We start from the raw sequence: 18,560 nt of genomic DNA, 5'->3' as shown, positions 1-18,560 counted from the left end.
GATTCACTGAAAATAGAGAAAGTAGGTTAGATCAAAAAATCTATTCTTTATTATATAATTTTTTATAGCATATGTACTGCCTATCAGCTGCAAAAATTCCAGTCTATCATCAAGGATCCTCTTTGAAAGCAATCCAAACTATGTCATAATATAAATTAGATATAACAAATAATTATTCAATTAAGAAAATAACAAATACTAAAAAAGCTGTTTTAAAAGCCTTACATATTTTCTCATTTTACTTAATTAAAGTCATTTTCCGGGTAAATACTTCACTGCCCACCTGGAATCGCGCAATATAAATACCGCTGGGCATATTAGTAGCATTCCATGTTTCTTCGTGTTCACCCGCATCTACCGGGCCATCAACCAGCGTTGCCACTTTTTGACCAATCATATTCCAGATTGTCAGTTTCACTTCCGCATCCTCAGTAATTTCGTATGGAATAGTAGTCGTAGGATTAAATGGATTAGGATAATTAGGCTTCAACTTAACAGATTCGGGAAGATCTTCTACATTTGAGATTTCTGAATTTGGATTCACGGAAAGTACAAACCGAGGATCTTTTTCGCTGGCTTTTCTTTTATTTAAAAGCTTCTTATTCTCAATAGTCTCTTTTGGTTCACCTGATAAAATTGTGAACCGATATTCTTGAGCAGTGCGCAAATCAATTTCTCTATCTGTTTCCTTATCGATAAGCATCACATCCCATTTATTGGGGAGCTTGTCAATTTTCTCCCATCGGAAGGTTAAATTCGTGCGACCATTAGCCTTAAAAGAAAGAGGAATTTCTAAATTACCCTCCAAATCTTCAGGCAATACACTTTTCTGCAAGCGCGTATTACCATGGGTGCTAAATAGATTGATTGAGTTGGGATTCAGAGACAACAACTTATAGGCATCGAAACGATCTAAATCTACAGTGCCATTCTCATTGAATTCAAGAGTATAGGTATCAAAATACTCTTCTCCATGCAATTGTACATCAAAAACAAAAGAATTCTCGGCGTTATTCTTGTAAAATTCAGTCTCGGTATCTGCTTCTAATGCACTCTTATCAAAAGTGAATGTTTGATCATCCACTTCATTGGTAAATCGAACAAAAAATGCCTGAAAAGGAGCAATTAAATCACCATCAGATAACGTAATATATTTACCATTTCCACCATCTGCATCGTGATCCCAGACATATATATTCGCATTCACCACTGGATCAATATCTTCCAGGGCTTCAATTAAGGCTCCAACAGAAAGATCTGTCCCAAATGGATTTCCCAATAGGTTCCAGCCTTCAGCACCATCTATTCCATTTTCTCCGTCGGTATTATTTGCCGAGACTGTCACATTTATCCTACTACTGTTTTCATCTCCATTGGTACTGATGACTTTCGGGCCACCACCTTGTATACCCGAAGTATTAAACTCCTCACCTTCAAATATATACACGATATATCCTTTCCCGGGGGACATAGTATTTGACATATCAGAAGGCGCTGTAAATGACATTTCCTCCTCAGACCAACCAGCTAAGGTGAGGGTACCTGAAGGATCATCTGAACCCGGAATCCCCTGCATCTGCAGGTTACTGAATAGATCAGCAAAAGAAGTATTATCGGTAGGCGTTGAAATCATTCGCCATCCCGCCGAACCGCGCATGCCTATCGCATACTTAGAGCCAAAGGCCTTTCCATCTGCTTTAGTACCAGGAGAAAACAATGCATCATTATCACTAACAGTAGAATGATCTACAAAATCACCCACAATCTCAGGATTTCTGACAATTGATTGGTCATTATTTGCAGAAGAATAATCCAGACTGATTACTTCATTACCTTTCGAATCTTCAAGTCTTATAGTATCACCGTCGTTATCCAAACTTAGTGTTGCGGATTCATTACTGCCTTCAATCAATGCGCCCCCATAGTTTCCCTTAGGATTTACCTCATCACCTCCGAAAAGAATGAAAGCGCGATTGGCTGGAAAAACAGTACCGTCAGGGAACGTGTGCTTCAACCCGGATTCATTAAAAACTTTCCATCCGCTAATATCTAAATCAGAACCTTGATTATTTACAAATTCAATAAATTGATCATCGCCAGCATCTCTGGCACCACTTCCATCTGTAGGATCGGCATATACTTCATTAATTACAATATCAGGTGCATCATCATCCACAATGGTAAGCGTCAATACATCCGGACCGATGATAGAACCATCAGAAATATTTTGAAGCTGAAAAATGGCCTTTTCGGAGTCCTCGAGCTCACTATCATTTTCTACGTTCAACGTAATATTTTTTGTCGTACCATCCCCTTCACTATTTTCAAAACTAATAGTTCTTGTATTGAATTTTCTTCCTGTCTCATCATAAAAATCCTCACCATTTGTGGCAGTACTGGAACCACTTAAAAAAGTTACGTCTACATCTACAGCTGTGGTATTGGACTCCACCAATTCTACCGTAAGTTCTGCAGTACCACTATTCTCGGACATTTCTACAGCTGATGTAGTAAACGCAACAGTGGGAAGGTGAATTAATGAAAAAGAAGATTTATCAAAAGATATACTTTGATCACCCGAACCATCTGTAGTTGACCAGTTATCTTCAACTTTTCGAATTTCTTCCTTCAGAATTGAAACAGGCCCTTCCCTTCTACCAATATATTCTCCATTATCATTTATGCCATCTCCAATACCAGAAAGAGCTGTAGTACCATTAACTAATCCTGTATTTTTTAATTCATTGTTATTCCAGGTATTATCATTAGTAACAGCAAACAAAAAAGTAGAGGGAGTATCTCTGGAATTATCGTCAGCCGAACTTAAATAAAAGTATAACTCGTCGCCTCCATTCGTTAAGTTAAAAGTGCCTGATATATGAGAAACCGCTCCGCCGTCTGAAGCTGTTTCGGAATTAGGATTAATTGTAATTACACTTCCAGCGTTAAAACCTCCAGATGGTACCGTATAAGAATATATTCCTTCACTACCACTAAAACTTTCAGTATCCCCATCCCAAGAGCGATCGGAAAAATAAATGGTTGTCCCGGATGGAATATCAACAAAAGTAGTTATTGCAAAGTCATCATCTCCATCAGAATTAAAGCCCACAACAGCAATGTCTCCTGAAGACTGGCTATACCCCTCCTGCAGGGCAAAGCCCAAAAGAAGTGCAAATACAAAAAATGTTTTAAAAAAAGACTTACTCAGTAGCCCTATTCCCATACACTATTTATTAGAAAATGGACAATTAATATAATTTTACTCATTAATTAATTACGTGTTTTTCGCAATCTTTATCAAAAAAATAGAGCTCTGTATTTAGAGTCATACATTTTTTAAATAAATAGATTACAATTTCTGTAATCTGCTTTTACTTTTCTGCTTTAAAATATCCAGTGTGTCAGTATCCATTGTAACAACCATCTGATATTTTTCGCGTGCCAGAGCAAACTGGTTTATCTTTTCCAATAGACGCGCTCTATTATATTGGAATATGATATTTTCGGGATAACGACCACATAATTCTTCTAAATGCTTCAACGCTTTTTTATTCTGTTGTTCCCGTTCATACAAATATGCCAGAATCATTTGAGCATCATTCCTAACATAACTATCCAACTTTGCCGCTTGTTCCAATGCATCAAATCCCTCCTCCATATCGGCCGAGATCCCTATCATATTGGTAACCCATTTCAATCCATTGGGTACACTGCCCACCATATAATAAAACATACCCTTACCAATTAATGCTTTGGGATCATCGGCATCAAGTGCCAATAACTGACGCGTATATTTAAAGCCCTTCATTCCACTTTGCAGAGCCTCTTTATAATTCTTTTCTGCAGCTGCCACCAAACTCCGATACCCATACAGACCGCTGAGCATTAATACCATAGTGGTATCACTGGAATTTTTATTTAGCTGATTCTGACTGACTTCAATTGCATGCTGAGATTGGGATAAAAATTGTTCAGCAGCTTTTTTTGAACGGTCGCCAAAATAATATTCCCAGAAAGGAATCATTGCCTCAAAAAAAAACGCCCTGGAATCATGAGGCTGTTCCTGTTGGAGCTCTCTAAATATAGCACCGGCTTCGGTCCAGTTAGTGCGATAAAAAGCATCAATCCCATCCTCTAATTTTTGCTCATAACTGGTTGTATCTGTCTGTGCAATTGTTGCCGTTGCAGACAAATACATGGGAATACTACATAGAATTAAAAGCCACGACAGGCTGAATGCTTTCATACGCTCGGACTTTCGGTTTTTATATCATACCTACAAAAGAAACTGGAGATTTTAGTACAAGCTATCGTGGCTTTAACATTGCATTAAGTGAAAAACGTTCAAAACATCTCTAATCATCTTCAAGATGCATTTCGCCCAGCAAACCTTCAGTATGAGCAACAGCCACAGAAACCGCGGCATCACCGGTTATATTCACCGCCGTTCTGCACATATCCAGAATTCTGTCAACTCCCAAGATAAGAGCAATACCTTCGACCGGAACCTGTATGGCCTGTAAAACAATAACCAGCATTATAATTCCCGCACCGGGCACGCCCGCCGAACCTATAGATGCCAATGTAGCAGTAAGTACAATCGTTATCTGCTGAGCAATTCCTAAATCCATCCCCAATGCCTGCGCAATAAATACTGCCGCTACTGCTTGATAAAGACTGGTTCCATCCATATTAATCGTAGCGCCTATGGGCAATACAAAACTGGAGACTTCTTCATCCACGCCTACATTCTTTTCGACGCGTTCCATCGTCACAGGCAACGTAGCTGCACTGGAGCTGGTACTGAATCCCAAAAGCATAGCGGGACGGATGGCTTTGAAAAAGTCACGCAACTTCATCTTGCTAAAGAGCTTAAACAGGCCGGAATACACAATCATTAAGTGTAAAAATAATCCCAATATCACCACAAAGGTATACCAGAACAGAGCTCCAAGCAGATCCAGCGCCTGACCAATATCATCCCCGGCAAGATCTACAATCACCCCCGCCATCAGAGCAAAAACGCCATAGGGCGCCACTTTCATTATCAAGTCTACTATTTTAATGATTACTTCATTCAGCGAATCAAAAAAGTTAACCAGTGACTTACTTTTCTCGGATGGGATCTGCATGAGGCCAATCCCCATTAGAAGAGCTACAAAAACAACCTGAAGCATATTACCATTGTCAGAAGCCGCCTTGAAAAAGTTTTCAGGAACAATATCCACTAAAAAAGTCATTGGACTTCGATCCATTACTTCCTGGGCAGATTGATCAGCTCCTTCAATATTATCCTGATATCCTGCCATCAGTTGCTCCTGGGTCTCAACCGGCAGGTAATTTCCGGGCTGAATAACATTTACTACTGTTAATCCAATGGTAATGGCCAACATAGTGGTAACAAGATAGATACCAATAGTTTTTCCACCCATTCTCGAAAGCTTGGCAATATCGTTCAGGCTGGTTACCCCGACGATAAGCGAGGCTAAAATGAGTGGTACAGCAATGAGTTTCAACAGATTTATGAATATGGTACCGAAGGGTTGTATATAGTCAACCGTAAAACCAGAGAAGCCCCCAACACTGGCCACCAAACCCCAAATTAACCCCAGTCCAAGTCCAATAATTATTTGCCAATGTAGTCGTTTATACCATGCTTTTTTCATGCCAAAAACAGTTTTGAAATTATTGCCAGTAAGCCGCCGATACCCGTCGAAATTGCATTCACCAAATTATTCGAAAAATCAATTTCTATATTGATAATCGAGAGCGTTACTGAACGTTTATTCTGTTGAAAAAGAGCACCAAGATACGAATCAATAATACATCCCAAAACAGCAGCTCCAAATATGAGTATAAAAACGGAAAAATCAAGTGAAAAAACGTAAACACTAACAGCAGCAATCATTACAGAAGCAAAAAGAGCTGCTGTTGTTCCTTTGATACTCACTCCCCCATCCGTCCCGGGTTTCACCTGTTTAAAGGTTGTAATCAGATAGGTGCTGTCTGGAGCTCTGCTGCCCAGCTCTGTAGCCCACGTATCGGCTGTAGCTGTAGCAATTACAGCTATAGCTCCAACCAAAAATATCGGAGCATTAAAAACGGTGGCAGAAACCACAAAAGTAACCAGCCAAAATCCATTTGCCCAAACTTGTAACCCATCTCTTCTAACACTTTGCGAAATATTTTCTTCGCGCCGTTTTGATCGATCTGAAATAACAACACTGCTTAAAAAAAACAGCAATAATACTACGGCCAACTCCCATCCTCCAAGTCCAAAGACAAACGTACCAATAACTATAGCTGAAAACATACCATCAAGTGACAGGCCACGGAAAGCAAAAGCTGCTAAAGAAAAAAGAGTAGCTAACAATACGCCCAGCAGTATATTCCACTGTTGAGTGGTATTAGCAGCAGTAATAAATACGACAACCGCTATAAAAAGAAATAAAGCATTCAGCTTGCGATCCATCAGCCCAAGTCAAAAAATTGTCAGGATGTTTTTGAGGAGCCCCGATCGTGTTTAAGGATAGCGACAATAACGGCTGCATAACCACTCATAATTACAATCGGAGAAACATAAAGTGATATGAAACCTTCTACTTCATTTTCGAGATACATTGCAGAAAAACCAACAATAACCAGTAACAGTCCGAATGCAAGAACTTTATAATTCCAGGCATCGAAAATCATCGGTTGCTTAGAACTACTGCGTCCGTGTTTTTGTGATCCCATTGTGAATAAATATTTTTAAAATACGTTGACAATGAATGAACAATGTAACGAAAGAATATCTATTTTCTTTCATCACAATACAGCGGCTAAAGTAACGATTGATTTATTGAGCTACAAAAATACTGTGGGAGTAGGGTTTGCCGTGACCAATCTCGAAACCTCATTTTAGCCGATAGTTCTTATTTTATATTACTAATTTAAGATGTATCCTCTTTTTTTAATATGGAAATATTGATTTAATTCTTTAATCAAACTACCCATTACATTTTGGAAACTATTATCCTTGCATCCGGGAGCCCCCGACGGAAAAAGCTTCTGCAAAAAATAGGTGTCCCGTTTGAAGTTCATTCCAGCGAAGTTAACGAAGATTATGAATCCCATTGGTCCCCCAGCCAAATTGTACAAACACTTGCCGACCGAAAAGCAAGAACTGTAGCTCCCGATTATAGCAATGCACTTATTATCGGTGCTGATACGATTGTGACCTATAATAATGAAATTCTTGAAAAACCGACCACCCTATCTGAGGCCAAGACAATGCTGCAACGGCTAAGCGGACACTCGCATGAGGTATTAACAGGAGTCTCTTTGTTAAAAACGGACGCATCAAATAACCTAACTGATAGCACCACGTTTGTCGAGACAACGAAAGTTATATTCGGAGACATAAATCCAAAATTGATTAGCGCTTATGTAGCAACGGCAAACCCAATGGATAAAGCCGGAGCATATGGAATTCAAGATCCGCACGGTGCCCTCTTTGTGGAAGCAATAGAGGGCGATTATTACAATGTTGTAGGATTTCCGCTTCACAGCTTTTATAATGCGATAACATCATTTGCACCGGAGTTCCTGTCACAACAAAAAATTTATTAGCATTCCGATGAATCTTAAATCCCCTATAGAAAGCACCCTGCTTTTAGTTTTCCTATCAGCGGGAATACTATGCCATCAACAGGGATTTGCCCAACAAAATGAAAGCTATTTTAATGCTGACCAACTGCTGAAAGAGCAAAAATACGAAGAAGCGGCCAAGCAGTTTGAACAGCTGTATAACAAAGAACCACACCGCTACCTGTACCTAAGTAAGCTTACCGAGAGCCTCATCAATCTCAAGGAGTATGAGAAAGCAATTGCAATAACTAAACAAGCTGTTCAGAATGGCAGACACCGTCCACAAGCAAAGATCCGCTTAGGAGAATTATATCACATCAGCAGTAACATTAAGCGTGGGATACAGATCTGGAACGATATTCTTAAAGACCACCCGGACAATCAGCAAGTATATTTGAGCGTTGCCCGCACGGCCAGCGATCGTAAAGAGTACAAAAAGGCAATTGATATTTATAAGGAGTTGCAATCATTGTCAGGACAATCAAATCTGATCTCCTCAGAATTGGGAGAAACATACATGCAAGCGGGCAACTATGAACAGGCGATGCGCGAATTTCTGGATTTAGTGCAACAAAATCCAGATCGACTGGGTTTTGTACAGCGTCGTCTTATGCGCTTTCGGGATGATTATATTTATGATATAGCGATCCTCGAAATTTCCGACTTTTTAGATGAACTCTCTCCTTCTCATCCCAGCTATAATAATCTTCAACAGCTGGAAATTTGGCTACTGATGGAGCGCAATCTTTTTGAACGAGCAGTAGCTACAGCAAAAAATATTGAACGGGAATCAACCACTCTTACCTATAGCCTGTATAATATTGGCTCGAAATTACTGGCTGAGCAAAAATTCAAGCTTGCCGAAAAAGCATACTCCTATTACATAGATAATAATGTAGCATCTCTGGCAAACAGAAGCCGCGAAGAATTGGCCAACGTATATATGCAATGGGCAAAATATCTTGAAAACAATAATCTGGATCTCACTTCAAAACCTTCCTCTCTTTATCAAAAAGCTTTTTCTACGCTTAATACCATTCGTTCTAACACCCCCGATTATCATCGCATGGATCAGGTATTGACTAAGCTAAGCGAACTCTCGCTGGATGTTCTCCATGCTCCTGAGGAAGCTGAAATATATCTGGATGAGCTAAAAAATATATCCGGTAAAAAACAAAAAAGAGCTAAACAAGCATATATAAAAGGACGACTATTTCTTTACGACGAAGAATATACCCGCGCTCGGCTTTCGTTTTCAAAAAGTAATAAACAGGAACGTATTGGAAATCTGGCCGAAAAAAATCGCTATTACCTGGCATTGACAGACTTTTTTGCCGGCGACTATGAATTTGCCAAAATCCAACTAGACGCACTCGAACGGCAGACCACTTCTTATTATGCCAACGATGCCGTTAAGCTTCGGCTGTGGATTCAAAAAGGATTACAAGCCGATAGCACTGGGGCAAAAATTGAGCCTTTCGCCAATCTTATTGAATATCTTTCACGCGGCGAACAACAGCAAAGTATCGCTATCCTGGAGCAACTATTTCAAAAAGACCGCTACAATCCATTAATCGGATACGCTCTGCTTGAAATAACGACTGAAAAAAAGAAACAAAATGCCGCTTTTATATATCGTGCCCTATCCACTTATTTAGAGACTCAGGGAAGTAATTCTGCCCTTCAAGAACAACTTATGTGGGCAAAAACGAGAATAGCCGACCAGCTTATAACAAACAGTGATATAAATTTAGGACAGTCACAGTCACCGGCTAAACAAAATCAACTTCTTGGCAATAAAGACATTAAAATTCCACAAACGGTAGATCAATTATTACCCCTTTACGAAAAACTTTTACTGCAATTTCCCAATGGATTTTATGCTACATTCGCACGTGACCGTATTCAGGAACTTGAAGAAATACAGGTCTAATATGATGCTACGTTCCCTTTTGATATCACTGATATTCATTCTTTTTTCAAGCCTGCCGGGATTGGCTCAGGACAAGCTCTTTATTCCAATGGATGCCTCTCAGACCAACCACCTTAAAGCGTATGGAATCATTTTCAACAACCTGCAGGATGGTAACTCATCACAGTGGCTGCTCAATTATAAAGGAGGTAGTTTTATGACAAACTATTCCGAAGAGCTGGTCAAAAAGTCTCGTCTTAGAAATGTAAAATTTGAGGTGATATCAAATTCCGGCGCTGCTCAAATTATTAGCCAAGTAGAACAACCCGATGCCAATACTTCCGTCATACAGCTCGATAAAGCCCCTAAAATTGCGGTATATACCCCCAAACAAGCACTACCCTGGGATGATGCCGTTACCCTGGCGCTCACCTATGCCGAAGTTGAATTCGACAAGGTTTGGGATCCCGAAGTGTTGAATGGAAAGCTTTCAAAATACGATTGGTTGCACCTGCATCACGAAGATTTTACCGGTCAATATGGAAAGTTCTGGATCTCATCGCGCAATCAGCCGTGGTACATTAGGCAGGTACGCGAAATGGAGGCTATGGCCAAAGAGTTGGGCTTCAACAAGGTAAGCAACGAGAAAAAAGCAGTAGCAGCTAAAATTAAAGAGTATGTGGGTAACGGTGGATTTATGTTTGCGATGTGCTCGGGCACCGATACCTTCGATATTGCCCTGGCAGCACAAGATGTTGACATTGTTCCCACACAGTTTGATGGCGATCCCATGGATCCCAAAGCCCAACAGAAACTTAACTTTGATAACACCCTGGCCTTTACTGATTTTGTACTCAGTTCCGACCCCGCTGAATACGAGCATGCAAATATTGATGTCCCTGTACAAATTGACGAAATAGATCAATCAATCGACTTTTTTACACTTTTTGAATTTTCGGCCAAGTGGGATCCTGTCCCAACCATGCTTACCCAAAACCACGTTAGCAGCATTCGCGGTTTTTACGGGCAAACAACAGCGTTCCAGAAAGATAAAATTAAAGAATCGGTTGTCATTTTAGGTGAAAGTCCCGGTCGCGATATGGTCAAATATATCCACGGCAATTACGGACAGGGGACCTTTACCTTTTATGCCGGTCACGATCCCGAAGATTATACGCACCGTGTCAACGATCCACCAACCGATCTGAGTTTACATACCAGCAGTCCCGGCTACCGGTTGATTTTAAATAACATCCTGTTCCCCGCCGCTAAAAAGAAAAAACGTAAAACGTAATGTAGAAATCAGAAGTTGGATGTTAGAAATTTGGGCTTATTGTACAAATGAAGCTAATCCAACTTCAATCTTCTAACTTTTAACCTCATTAAAAAAATGGCAGACAGCAGAAAACCTACCCGAAATTTTAATGACCTTGTTGAGATCGTACAAATTCTCCGCGACGAATGCCCCTGGGATCGCAAACAAACCCACCAAAGTATTAAGGATAATCTGATTGAAGAAGCCTACGAAGCCGTTGAAGCCATTGACAATGAGGATTTCGAAGAGCTCGAAAAAGAGCTGGGCGATGTTTTGCTGCACGTCGTCTTCCATAGCCGTATGGCCGAGCAAACGGATATATTCGCTATCAGCGATGTCATCTATTCCATTCAGGAAAAACTTATTCGCCGACACCCGCATGTTTTTGGGGATGAAGTTGCCAAAGACGAAAAACAGGTAGCCGAAAACTGGGAAAGCATCAAAATGAAAGAAGGAAAAAAATCTGTGTTAGAAGGCATACCCAAACAGCTCCCTGCCCTCATCCGGGCTCAGCGCATGCAGGAAAAAGCAGCGAATGTGGGATTCGACTGGCCCGAGTTCTCGCAGGTTTTGGAAAAAATCGAAGAAGAGCTCCAAGAATTTAAAGAAGTATTAGAAGAAGGCGATTCCGAAAAAAGTCGGGAAGAGTTCGGCGATCTGCTTTTTTCTTTAGTAAATGCCGGGCGCTTTTTTGATCTCAATGCCGAAGACAGCCTGCGATCAACAAATAAAAAATTCATCCAGCGATTCCAATACATCGAAGAACAACTCGACCAAGAGAATAAAACGCTATCTGATGCTACGCTGGAGGATATGGACAAACATTGGAATCAAGCCAAAAAAACAAAATAGCCATCAGCTAATTTTCTTTTTAAGACTAAAAAGTATTAAATTAAATGCCTATAGGTAAACGCTGTTAACCTAACTTTCGTTGTTCAATTAGTTAATCGGGTTTATTGATTGATAACGTTTAACTTATCCCTGATTTTTAGATCTGTTTTTATTACATTTAACCGCAACAAAAAGTATATATTCAATCCAAAATTTCGGAGTATAGAATGGCTGAGAGTACAAATACAGAAATTGATTTAAGTCAGTATCCGCACATAAATAAAGGCCTTGCAGGCATTGTCGCCTTTAGCAGTAACAAAAGTTTTATCGATGGCGAAAAAGGAGAACTTATCTATGCCGGATACGACATTGATACGTTGGCTGAAAATGCGAGCTTTGAAGAAGTTTGCTTTCTTTTATGGAATGATCATCTACCCAATCAGGAAGAGCTAAATGAGCTGAATACTAAGCTGCAAAACAATAGAGAACTACCTGAGCCGGTTTTAAATTATATTAAAAGCACTTCCAATAACGCTGAGCCTATGGCCGTGCTTCGAACAGCTGTTTCTATGCTCGGTGACTTCCATAAAGTGCAAACAGAGGATGACAAAGAGTTTCGCCTGAATCAGGCGATTTCTATCACCGCTAAAATTCCAACTATCATTGCCGCTTTTGATCGTGCTCGAAATGACAAAAATATTGTACCCCCTCTTAATGAAAAGAGTACGGCTTATAATTTCCTTTACATGCTCAATGATGAAGAGCCGGGTGAAAAGGCTGAGCAGACTATGGATCTCTGTCTTATTTTGCACGCTGAGCACGGCATGAATGCCTCAACTTTTACTAACCGGGCTATCTGTTCAACCGAATCAGATATGTATTCCTCAGTAACAGGTGCTATCGGTGCCCTTAAGGGGCCGTTGCATGGTGGAGCCAATCAGCAGGTTATGAATATGCTAATGGATATTGAAGAAAAAGATGCTGATCCTGTTGAATATGTACACGGGCGATTAGAACGCAAAGAAAAAATTATGGGCTTTGGTCATCGCGTCTACAAAACGATGGATCCACGAGCTCGAATTCTACGTGGAATGTCAAAAGAACTATCCGAAGAGACCGGCCACGAAAATCTTTACGAATGGTCGGAAGCTATCCTCAAAACGATGAAGGATGAAAAGGATATCGATCCCAATGTTGATTTCTTCTCAGCTACGGTATATTACTCAATGGGGATAAAGCCTGACCTCTTCACCTGTATTTTCGCCATGAGCCGTGTTTCTGGCTGGACAGGACACTACATCGAGCAAGCCGAAAACAATCGTCTTGTTCGTCCACGTGCACTTTATGTCGGCGAAAAGAATAAAGAGTGGGTTTCCGTTGAAAACCGATAAGTTTTTGATTGACCACCATTAAAAATTTAAAGCCCCGATATTCCGGGGCTTTTTTTATTTTACAAAAAACGTTTTAGCTAACCTATTATCGCTTTGAAATTGAAAGACATTCAACAAAAGCAGCTATCAGATTTAGTAAAATCTGCCAAACATACCAATTTTGGCCAAGAATATGACTTTAAATCGATAAAAGGATTCCAGGATTTTACTGACCGCCTCCCGATCTCTTTTTATGAAAATATTCAATCTGAAATAGAGGAACTAAAACAGGGGGAGCAAGATATATTCTGGCCCGGAAAAGTTGATAAGTTTGCCGTTTCTGCAGGTACATCTGGTGAGGGTAAACATCTGCCATTAACAAAAGAGCGCCTGGACGCTGATCGGTCTTTCATGCGCAAAGTTGTTCGCAGTTATATTGCCCAGCGACCTAATATTTTAGATCTGTGGGGCAAACATATTAGCATTCCCGGTACCCTTGAACATAGAGAGAACTATCAAATCGGTGAAATTAGTGCCTATACTGCACATAATGCCCCTTGGTGGTTATCGCCGTTCCAAATCATCTCGCCAACTAAGCTCAGCCAGCTCCCTTTTAATGAAAAAGTAAACCAAACTGTAACTGAGGCTATCAATAGTGATGTCCGCGTAATTACAGCTGTACCCAGCTGGATTCTAACGATGTTTAAACGCGTTCTTGATGAGACCGGAGCCAAAAATATTAAGGAAGTTTGGCCCAATCTTTCACTTTTGGTCTGTGGAGGCGTAAAATTGGCCAACTATAAGCCGCATATCGAGAATCTACTAAACAAACCAGATGTCGATTTTATTGAGACCTATGGGGCTTCAGAAGGCTATTTCTCTTTCACTGATGATCTGACCAAAACAGACATGAAACTTGTAGCTGATAACGGCATTTTCTACGAGTTTATCCCCAATCCCCTCCCCGATCAAGAGTCCATGGTTATTCAGAACACTATTCCACTATGGGAGGTCGAAACTAACACCCCTTACGCTATGCTGGTGACCACTAATTCCGGTCTTTGGCGTTATGCTCTAAATGATATCGTAGAATTCACAAAGACCGATCCACCTCGAATTAAGGTAAGGGGACGTGTAAGCGAAATGCTCGATGATTACGGTGAAGCACTGTACGCCTATGAAGCAGAGGAAGCATTGCAAAATATTTCAGAAGAAATGGATATTGAAATCGGCAATTTTACAATTGGGGCCACCCTTCAGAAGGGAGCATCAGCACCTCAGCACTTTTGGTTTATTCGTACCCAAGAACAGCTTCACCGCGATACCTTAGACCGACTTGCCCAAAAAATTGATCAAGAAGTATCTAAAATTAATCGCCACTATGCTATCCGCAGAGAAAGCGATGCCCTTGGCCTTCCCAAAGTTTATTCCATCTCTCAACAGCAAATTAACAACTGGCTGGCCAGCAAAGGGAAAGATAAAGCACAAGGTAAATTGCCTTCTATTTTGCGGGATGAACAAGATATTGCCTTTTTCAAGTAAGAATCCTTTTCCCAACTATCACAAGATTAATTTTTTTTTACAAAGAAAGATTTCCCCATTTAACCTGCATCAGTCCCCTTCTATTTTGACATGAAGAACGTATTCTTTTTATCGAAAATCTACCATAGATATCCTCGAATAAAAAACAACAGATATATCAAAACTAATACAACTCCACTCCACCGAGAAATAGATTTTCGAATCATTAACAACGCTACAAACAATACCGCTCCCAGTGATATTGGCAGATAAAAGTTAAATACTTCGAAACTTATAGGCACCGGACGAACTAACGCAATGACTCCGGCATTGCACAAGAAGAACGCCAGCACAGATCCCACCACATTCCCAAATGTAATTTCAGGACGTCCTTTCAACGCCGCGGGTAGCTCCCTGGCGACCTCCTCGATGCTAACTAAAAGTGCAACAATTGTTATTCCAAATAAGGTATCAGAGAATCCGAATCCATCCATAAGTTCTCGGGATCCCCATACTACCCATTCACTCCCAACTATAATCGCTACCAACGACCCTACTAACATCGCAATCGATTGCCACCGGCTTAATTCTGTGCCCTCCTCTACAACCTCGGCAGCCTCACCGGTGGGACGAACATCTAATCCTTTTCGTGCCAGATAAATCAAATACCAGACAGCGGTGCAGTATCCCATCAATAAAATAATCCCGTCGAAACGAGACAGTTGTCCGTCAAAACTAAGTACTCCAAACAATACAACGGCAACAACCATCATAAGCGGGATCTGCATCGGGACTTGCCCAAATTTCATCGGGGCAATAATCGCCGTAATCCCAAGCGCCAAAGCCACTGCAACCATTGCCGATCCTATAATCGTGCCAACCGCAATACCGGTAACACCCTCATAAGATGCCACTACTCCCAACCCCAGGTTTTCGGGATCAAATCCAATTACAATTACGCTAATTAAAAAAGTAGAAATTCCGAATCTAACGGATGTACCGACCGTTGCCTCTACTAACTTTTCAGAAAAATAGACGATCATCAGTAATCCGGCAATAAAAACCAATGTCGGAAATATCACAATACGCTAATAGTTCTTTTAGATTTCTATTTTCTTTGAAAAAAAATTCCTGATTTAAAAAGGAAAATTCCGAACCAACCTGTTGTTCATAATTTGATAAACTAACATAGAAAAGGCTGGTAATCTACAAAACCACCAGCCTTTTTACATAAATCAAATTATCTGAATACTTGGTCCTACTTCACTACCAGATTTACAATACGTTCCGGAACAAAAATCTCTTTCACAAGATCTCCATCCTCAAGGTATTTTTTGACGTTTTCCTCTGATTTTGCCTCAGAAAGAACAAACTCCTTATCCTTGGCCTTCTCTCGCGGTACGTGAATTTCACCCCGTACTTTTCCATTCACCTGAATAGGATATAATTGTGTATCAGAAATCAGATACTCCTCATTAAATTCCGGCCAGTCTGCATAGGTAATACTCTCATCATGGCCGAGTTTATTCCATAACTCTTCGGCAATATGAGGCGCAAAGGGAGAAAGCAATTTAATAAACTGTTCCAAAATTGATTTCGGATGTTCATCCCACTTATTCGCCTCGTTTATGAAAATCATCATTGCTGAGATTGCCGTATTAAAGGAAAGATCCTCAACATCCCCCGTTACTTTCTGGATGCATTTATGCAATGCTTTAAGCTGCTCTTTAGAAGGATCAGTATCTCTTACTAAATCATTTAACTCTCCACTGTCTTCATCAATCATCAGCCGCCAGACGCGCCCCAAAAAGCGATAAACACCATCCACATCTTGGGTGCTCCATGGTTTTACCTGCTCTAAGGGTCCCATAAACATTTCATATAGTCGCATAGAATCCGCACCGTACTCCTCAACGATATCATCGGGATTTACAACGTTACCGCGCGATTTCGACATCTTGTGCGCCTTAGCATCCACGGTGATTTCCGTGTCTTTAATCACAAAATCATCTCCTTGCTTCTCAACCTGATCTTCACTCAGCTTCACACGCTCTACGTCCTCAATCTCATCAGCCGCATCAGCAGAAATCCAGTTACCATCTTTCTTAAAACCGGTAAATTCTACTTCACCAAGAATCATCCCCTGGTGTACCAACCGCTGGAAGGGTTCTTTTGTGGAAACCACGCCGCAATCATACAGTACCTTGTGCCAGAATCGTGCATATAAAAGGTGCAACACACTGTGTTCGGCACCGCCCACATACATATCTACTGGCATCCAATAATTTTCTTCATCGGGATCTACGGGTCCTTCATCAAATTCGGGGCTGCAATAGCGTAGATAATACCAGCACGAACCCGCCCACTGCGGCATCGTATTCGTTTCGCGCTTGGCCGGCTTCCCGGTTTCTGGATCTTCGGTGTTGACCCAGTCAGTCGCTTTAGCCAATGGCGGCTCCCCGTCCTCAGTGGGTTCAAAATCATCCAGTTCGGGCAACGTTACCGGTAGATCATCTTCTCTCACCGGTTTAGGTTCCCCGTCCACGTGAATGATAGGAAACGGTTCCCCCCAGTAACGCTGACGCGAGAATAGCCAGTCGCGCAGTTTATAGTTAACAGCTTTTTCTCCTTGACCAATATCCTCGAGCCAATCTGTAATTTCTTCTATAGCCTCATCAACAGGCAATCCATTCAGTGAAATATCATCATTCTCAGAGTTAACAATCGTCCCCTCTTCGGTGTCGGTATAAGCCTCTTCAGATATATCTCCTCCCTTGACCACTTCGACAATATCCAGATCAAATTTTTGGGCAAACTCCCAGTCACGGTCATCATGTCCCGGCACAGCCATAATCGCTCCGGTTCCATAGGTTACCAACACATAATCAGCAACCAGAATCGGAATTTTTCCTCCCGTAGCAGGATTAATTGCACTGGCTCCTGTAAAGACCCCTGTTTTCTGATCACTAAGCTCCGTACGCTCCAGATCAGACTTTCGCGCCGCTTCTTCCTGATAGGCTTCAACCGCTTCTTTCTGATTATCGGTCGTAATTTTATCCACTAAATCGTGCTCAGGCGCCAATACCATATACGTAGCACCAAAAATAGTATCGGGACGCGTAGTAAATACCCTAATCTCTTCATCATAATTAGCCACCTCAAAATCAATATTGGCCCCGATGGATTTACCAATCCAGTCGCGCTGCATCTTTTTCGTAGATTCCGGCCAATCCAGATCATCAAGTCCCTCAAGCAAACGATCAGCATATTCGGTAATTTTTAGAACCCACTGACGCATCGGTTTTTTCACTACGGGAAAGCCACCAACTTCACTCTTGCCGTCGATCACTTCTTCGTTGGCCAACACAGTTCCCAACTCGGGGCACCAGTTTACAGGTACATCATCTTCGTATGCCAAACCTTTCTCATAGAGCTTCAGAAAAATCCACTGTGTCCATTTGTAATAATCCGGATCGGTGGTATTAACTTCACGATCCCAGTCGTAACTAAATCCCAAATCCTGCAGCTGCTCACGAAAGCGGTTTACATTTTTCTGGGTTGTTTCCCTGGGATGAGTACCGGTCTTAACGGCATACTGCTCGGCAGGCAATCCAAAAGCGTCCCAACCAATAGGATGTAAGACATTAAAACCGTTCATCCGTTTGTAACGCGCCAGGATATCGGTAGCCGTATATCCTTCGGGATGACCCACGTGCAACCCCGATCCACTGGGATAGGGAAACATATCCAGTACATAGTACTTGGGCTTGTCGTGATCTTCCGGTGTTTTAAAAGTCTTATTTTTCTGCCAATATTCCTGCCACTTGGATTCAATATCTTCTGGCTTATACGAGCTCATTCAGTTACTGCTTATAAATTTATTATTGGTTGATTGAGTAATAGAACATGGATAACGCAATTGCAACAAAATTTCTTTAACTGCTATATGTCATCCTGAATTTAGTTCAGGATCTGCTTC

General features: G+C 41.1%; 13 protein-coding genes. 6 read left to right on the top strand and 7 right to left on the bottom strand.

Translation table 11 applies throughout. The annotated features are described in order from the left end of the window. Positions 1-238: 238 nt before the first annotated feature. The 5 genes from ACQ4LT_RS04500 to ACQ4LT_RS04480 form a co-directional block, all read right to left on the bottom strand. A complete protein-coding gene (locus ACQ4LT_RS04500) occupies positions 239-3,226 on the bottom strand; it encodes a lamin tail domain-containing protein (protein WP_445664824.1) in 2,988 nt (995 codons plus the stop codon). 126 nt (positions 3,227-3,352) lie between these two features. Then, positions 3,353-4,249: a tetratricopeptide repeat protein gene (locus ACQ4LT_RS04495; protein WP_445664823.1), complete on the bottom strand. Its 897-nt coding sequence runs from the start codon at positions 4,247-4,249 to the stop codon at positions 3,353-3,355. A gap of 109 nt (positions 4,250-4,358) precedes the next feature. Beyond that, positions 4,359-5,669 (bottom strand): dicarboxylate/amino acid:cation symporter, encoded by a 1,311-nt coding sequence (locus ACQ4LT_RS04490; RefSeq protein ID WP_445664822.1) that lies wholly within the window; start codon positions 5,667-5,669, stop codon positions 4,359-4,361. Beyond that, on the bottom strand, positions 5,666-6,475 hold the full coding sequence (locus tag ACQ4LT_RS04485) for a DUF92 domain-containing protein (protein ID WP_445664821.1): 810 nt from the start codon (positions 6,473-6,475) through the stop codon (positions 5,666-5,668). Before ACQ4LT_RS04485 ends, ACQ4LT_RS04490 begins: the two co-directional genes overlap by 4 nt. 20 nt (positions 6,476-6,495) lie before the next feature. Further along, on the bottom strand, positions 6,496-6,738 hold the full coding sequence (locus ACQ4LT_RS04480) for a hypothetical protein (RefSeq protein WP_445664820.1): 243 nt from the start codon (positions 6,736-6,738) through the stop codon (positions 6,496-6,498). Positions 6,739-7,005: 267 nt separating this feature from the next. On the opposite strand from ACQ4LT_RS04480, the gene ACQ4LT_RS04475 reads away from it, so the two are divergent. The 6 genes from ACQ4LT_RS04475 (at position 7,006) to ACQ4LT_RS04450 (ending at position 14,602) form a co-directional block, all read left to right on the top strand. Then, the gene (locus ACQ4LT_RS04475; RefSeq protein WP_445664819.1) at positions 7,006-7,614 is read left to right on the top strand and encodes a Maf family protein; all 609 of its coding nucleotides are present in this window, start codon (positions 7,006-7,008) and stop codon (positions 7,612-7,614) included. Positions 7,615-7,621: 7 nt separating this feature from the next. Beyond that, a complete protein-coding gene (locus ACQ4LT_RS04470; protein ID WP_445664818.1) occupies positions 7,622-9,565 on the top strand; it encodes a tetratricopeptide repeat protein in 1,944 nt (647 codons plus the stop codon). Position 9,566: 1 nt separating this feature from the next. Next, entirely contained in the window at positions 9,567-10,838 is a 1,272-nt protein-coding gene (locus ACQ4LT_RS04465) for an asparagine synthetase B (RefSeq protein WP_445664817.1), read from the top strand. A 96-nt stretch (positions 10,839-10,934) separates the two neighbouring features. After that, a complete protein-coding gene (gene mazG, locus ACQ4LT_RS04460) occupies positions 10,935-11,711 on the top strand; it encodes a nucleoside triphosphate pyrophosphohydrolase (protein WP_445664816.1) in 777 nt (258 codons plus the stop codon). 206 nt (positions 11,712-11,917) lie between these two features. Continuing rightward, positions 11,918-13,081: a citrate/2-methylcitrate synthase gene (locus tag ACQ4LT_RS04455; RefSeq protein ID WP_445664815.1), complete on the top strand. Its 1,164-nt coding sequence runs from the start codon at positions 11,918-11,920 to the stop codon at positions 13,079-13,081. Positions 13,082-13,174: 93 nt separating this feature from the next. Next, complete coding sequence (locus ACQ4LT_RS04450; protein WP_445664814.1) at positions 13,175-14,602, top strand: GH3 family domain-containing protein; 1,428 nt, start codon at positions 13,175-13,177, stop codon at positions 14,600-14,602. A gap of 119 nt (positions 14,603-14,721) precedes the next feature. Here the strand turns inward: ACQ4LT_RS04450 and ACQ4LT_RS04445 are convergent, their stop codons facing one another. Both ACQ4LT_RS04445 and leuS read right to left on the bottom strand, forming a co-directional pair. Then, positions 14,722-15,663, bottom strand: coding sequence for a sodium:calcium antiporter (locus ACQ4LT_RS04445; RefSeq protein WP_445664813.1), 942 nt, complete (start codon positions 15,661-15,663; stop codon positions 14,722-14,724). Positions 15,664-15,839: 176 nt separating this feature from the next. Then, positions 15,840-18,440 (bottom strand): leucine--tRNA ligase, encoded by a 2,601-nt coding sequence (leuS, locus tag ACQ4LT_RS04440; RefSeq protein WP_445664812.1) that lies wholly within the window; start codon positions 18,438-18,440, stop codon positions 15,840-15,842. Positions 18,441-18,560: the final 120 nt, after the last annotated feature.

The sequence above is a fragment of the Fodinibius sp. AD559 genome, from assembly GCF_052712805.1.
The sequence above is the reverse complement of the archived record's forward strand: the minus strand, read 5'-3'. Positions and strand labels throughout refer to the sequence as shown.

Bases quoted from the DNA above. Each gene is read 5' to 3' on its own strand.
- ACQ4LT_RS04500 (WP_445664824.1), bottom strand. From the start codon at position 3,226: ATGGGAATAGGGCTACTGAGTAAGTCTTTTTTTAAAACATTTTTTGTA.
- ACQ4LT_RS04495 (WP_445664823.1), bottom strand. From the start codon at position 4,249: ATGAAAGCATTCAGCCTGTCGTGGCTTTTAATTCTATGTAGTATTCCC.
- ACQ4LT_RS04490 (WP_445664822.1), bottom strand. From the start codon at position 5,669: ATGAAAAAAGCATGGTATAAACGACTACATTGGCAAATAATTATTGGA.
- ACQ4LT_RS04485 (WP_445664821.1), bottom strand. From the start codon at position 6,475: ATGGATCGCAAGCTGAATGCTTTATTTCTTTTTATAGCGGTTGTCGTA.
- ACQ4LT_RS04480 (WP_445664820.1), bottom strand. From the start codon at position 6,738: ATGGGATCACAAAAACACGGACGCAGTAGTTCTAAGCAACCGATGATT.
- ACQ4LT_RS04470 (WP_445664818.1), top strand. From the start codon at position 7,622: ATGAATCTTAAATCCCCTATAGAAAGCACCCTGCTTTTAGTTTTCCTA.
- ACQ4LT_RS04465 (WP_445664817.1), top strand. From the start codon at position 9,567: ATGATGCTACGTTCCCTTTTGATATCACTGATATTCATTCTTTTTTCA.
- mazG (WP_445664816.1), top strand. From the start codon at position 10,935: ATGGCAGACAGCAGAAAACCTACCCGAAATTTTAATGACCTTGTTGAG.
- ACQ4LT_RS04455 (WP_445664815.1), top strand. From the start codon at position 11,918: ATGGCTGAGAGTACAAATACAGAAATTGATTTAAGTCAGTATCCGCAC.
- leuS (WP_445664812.1), bottom strand. From the start codon at position 18,440: ATGAGCTCGTATAAGCCAGAAGATATTGAATCCAAGTGGCAGGAATAT.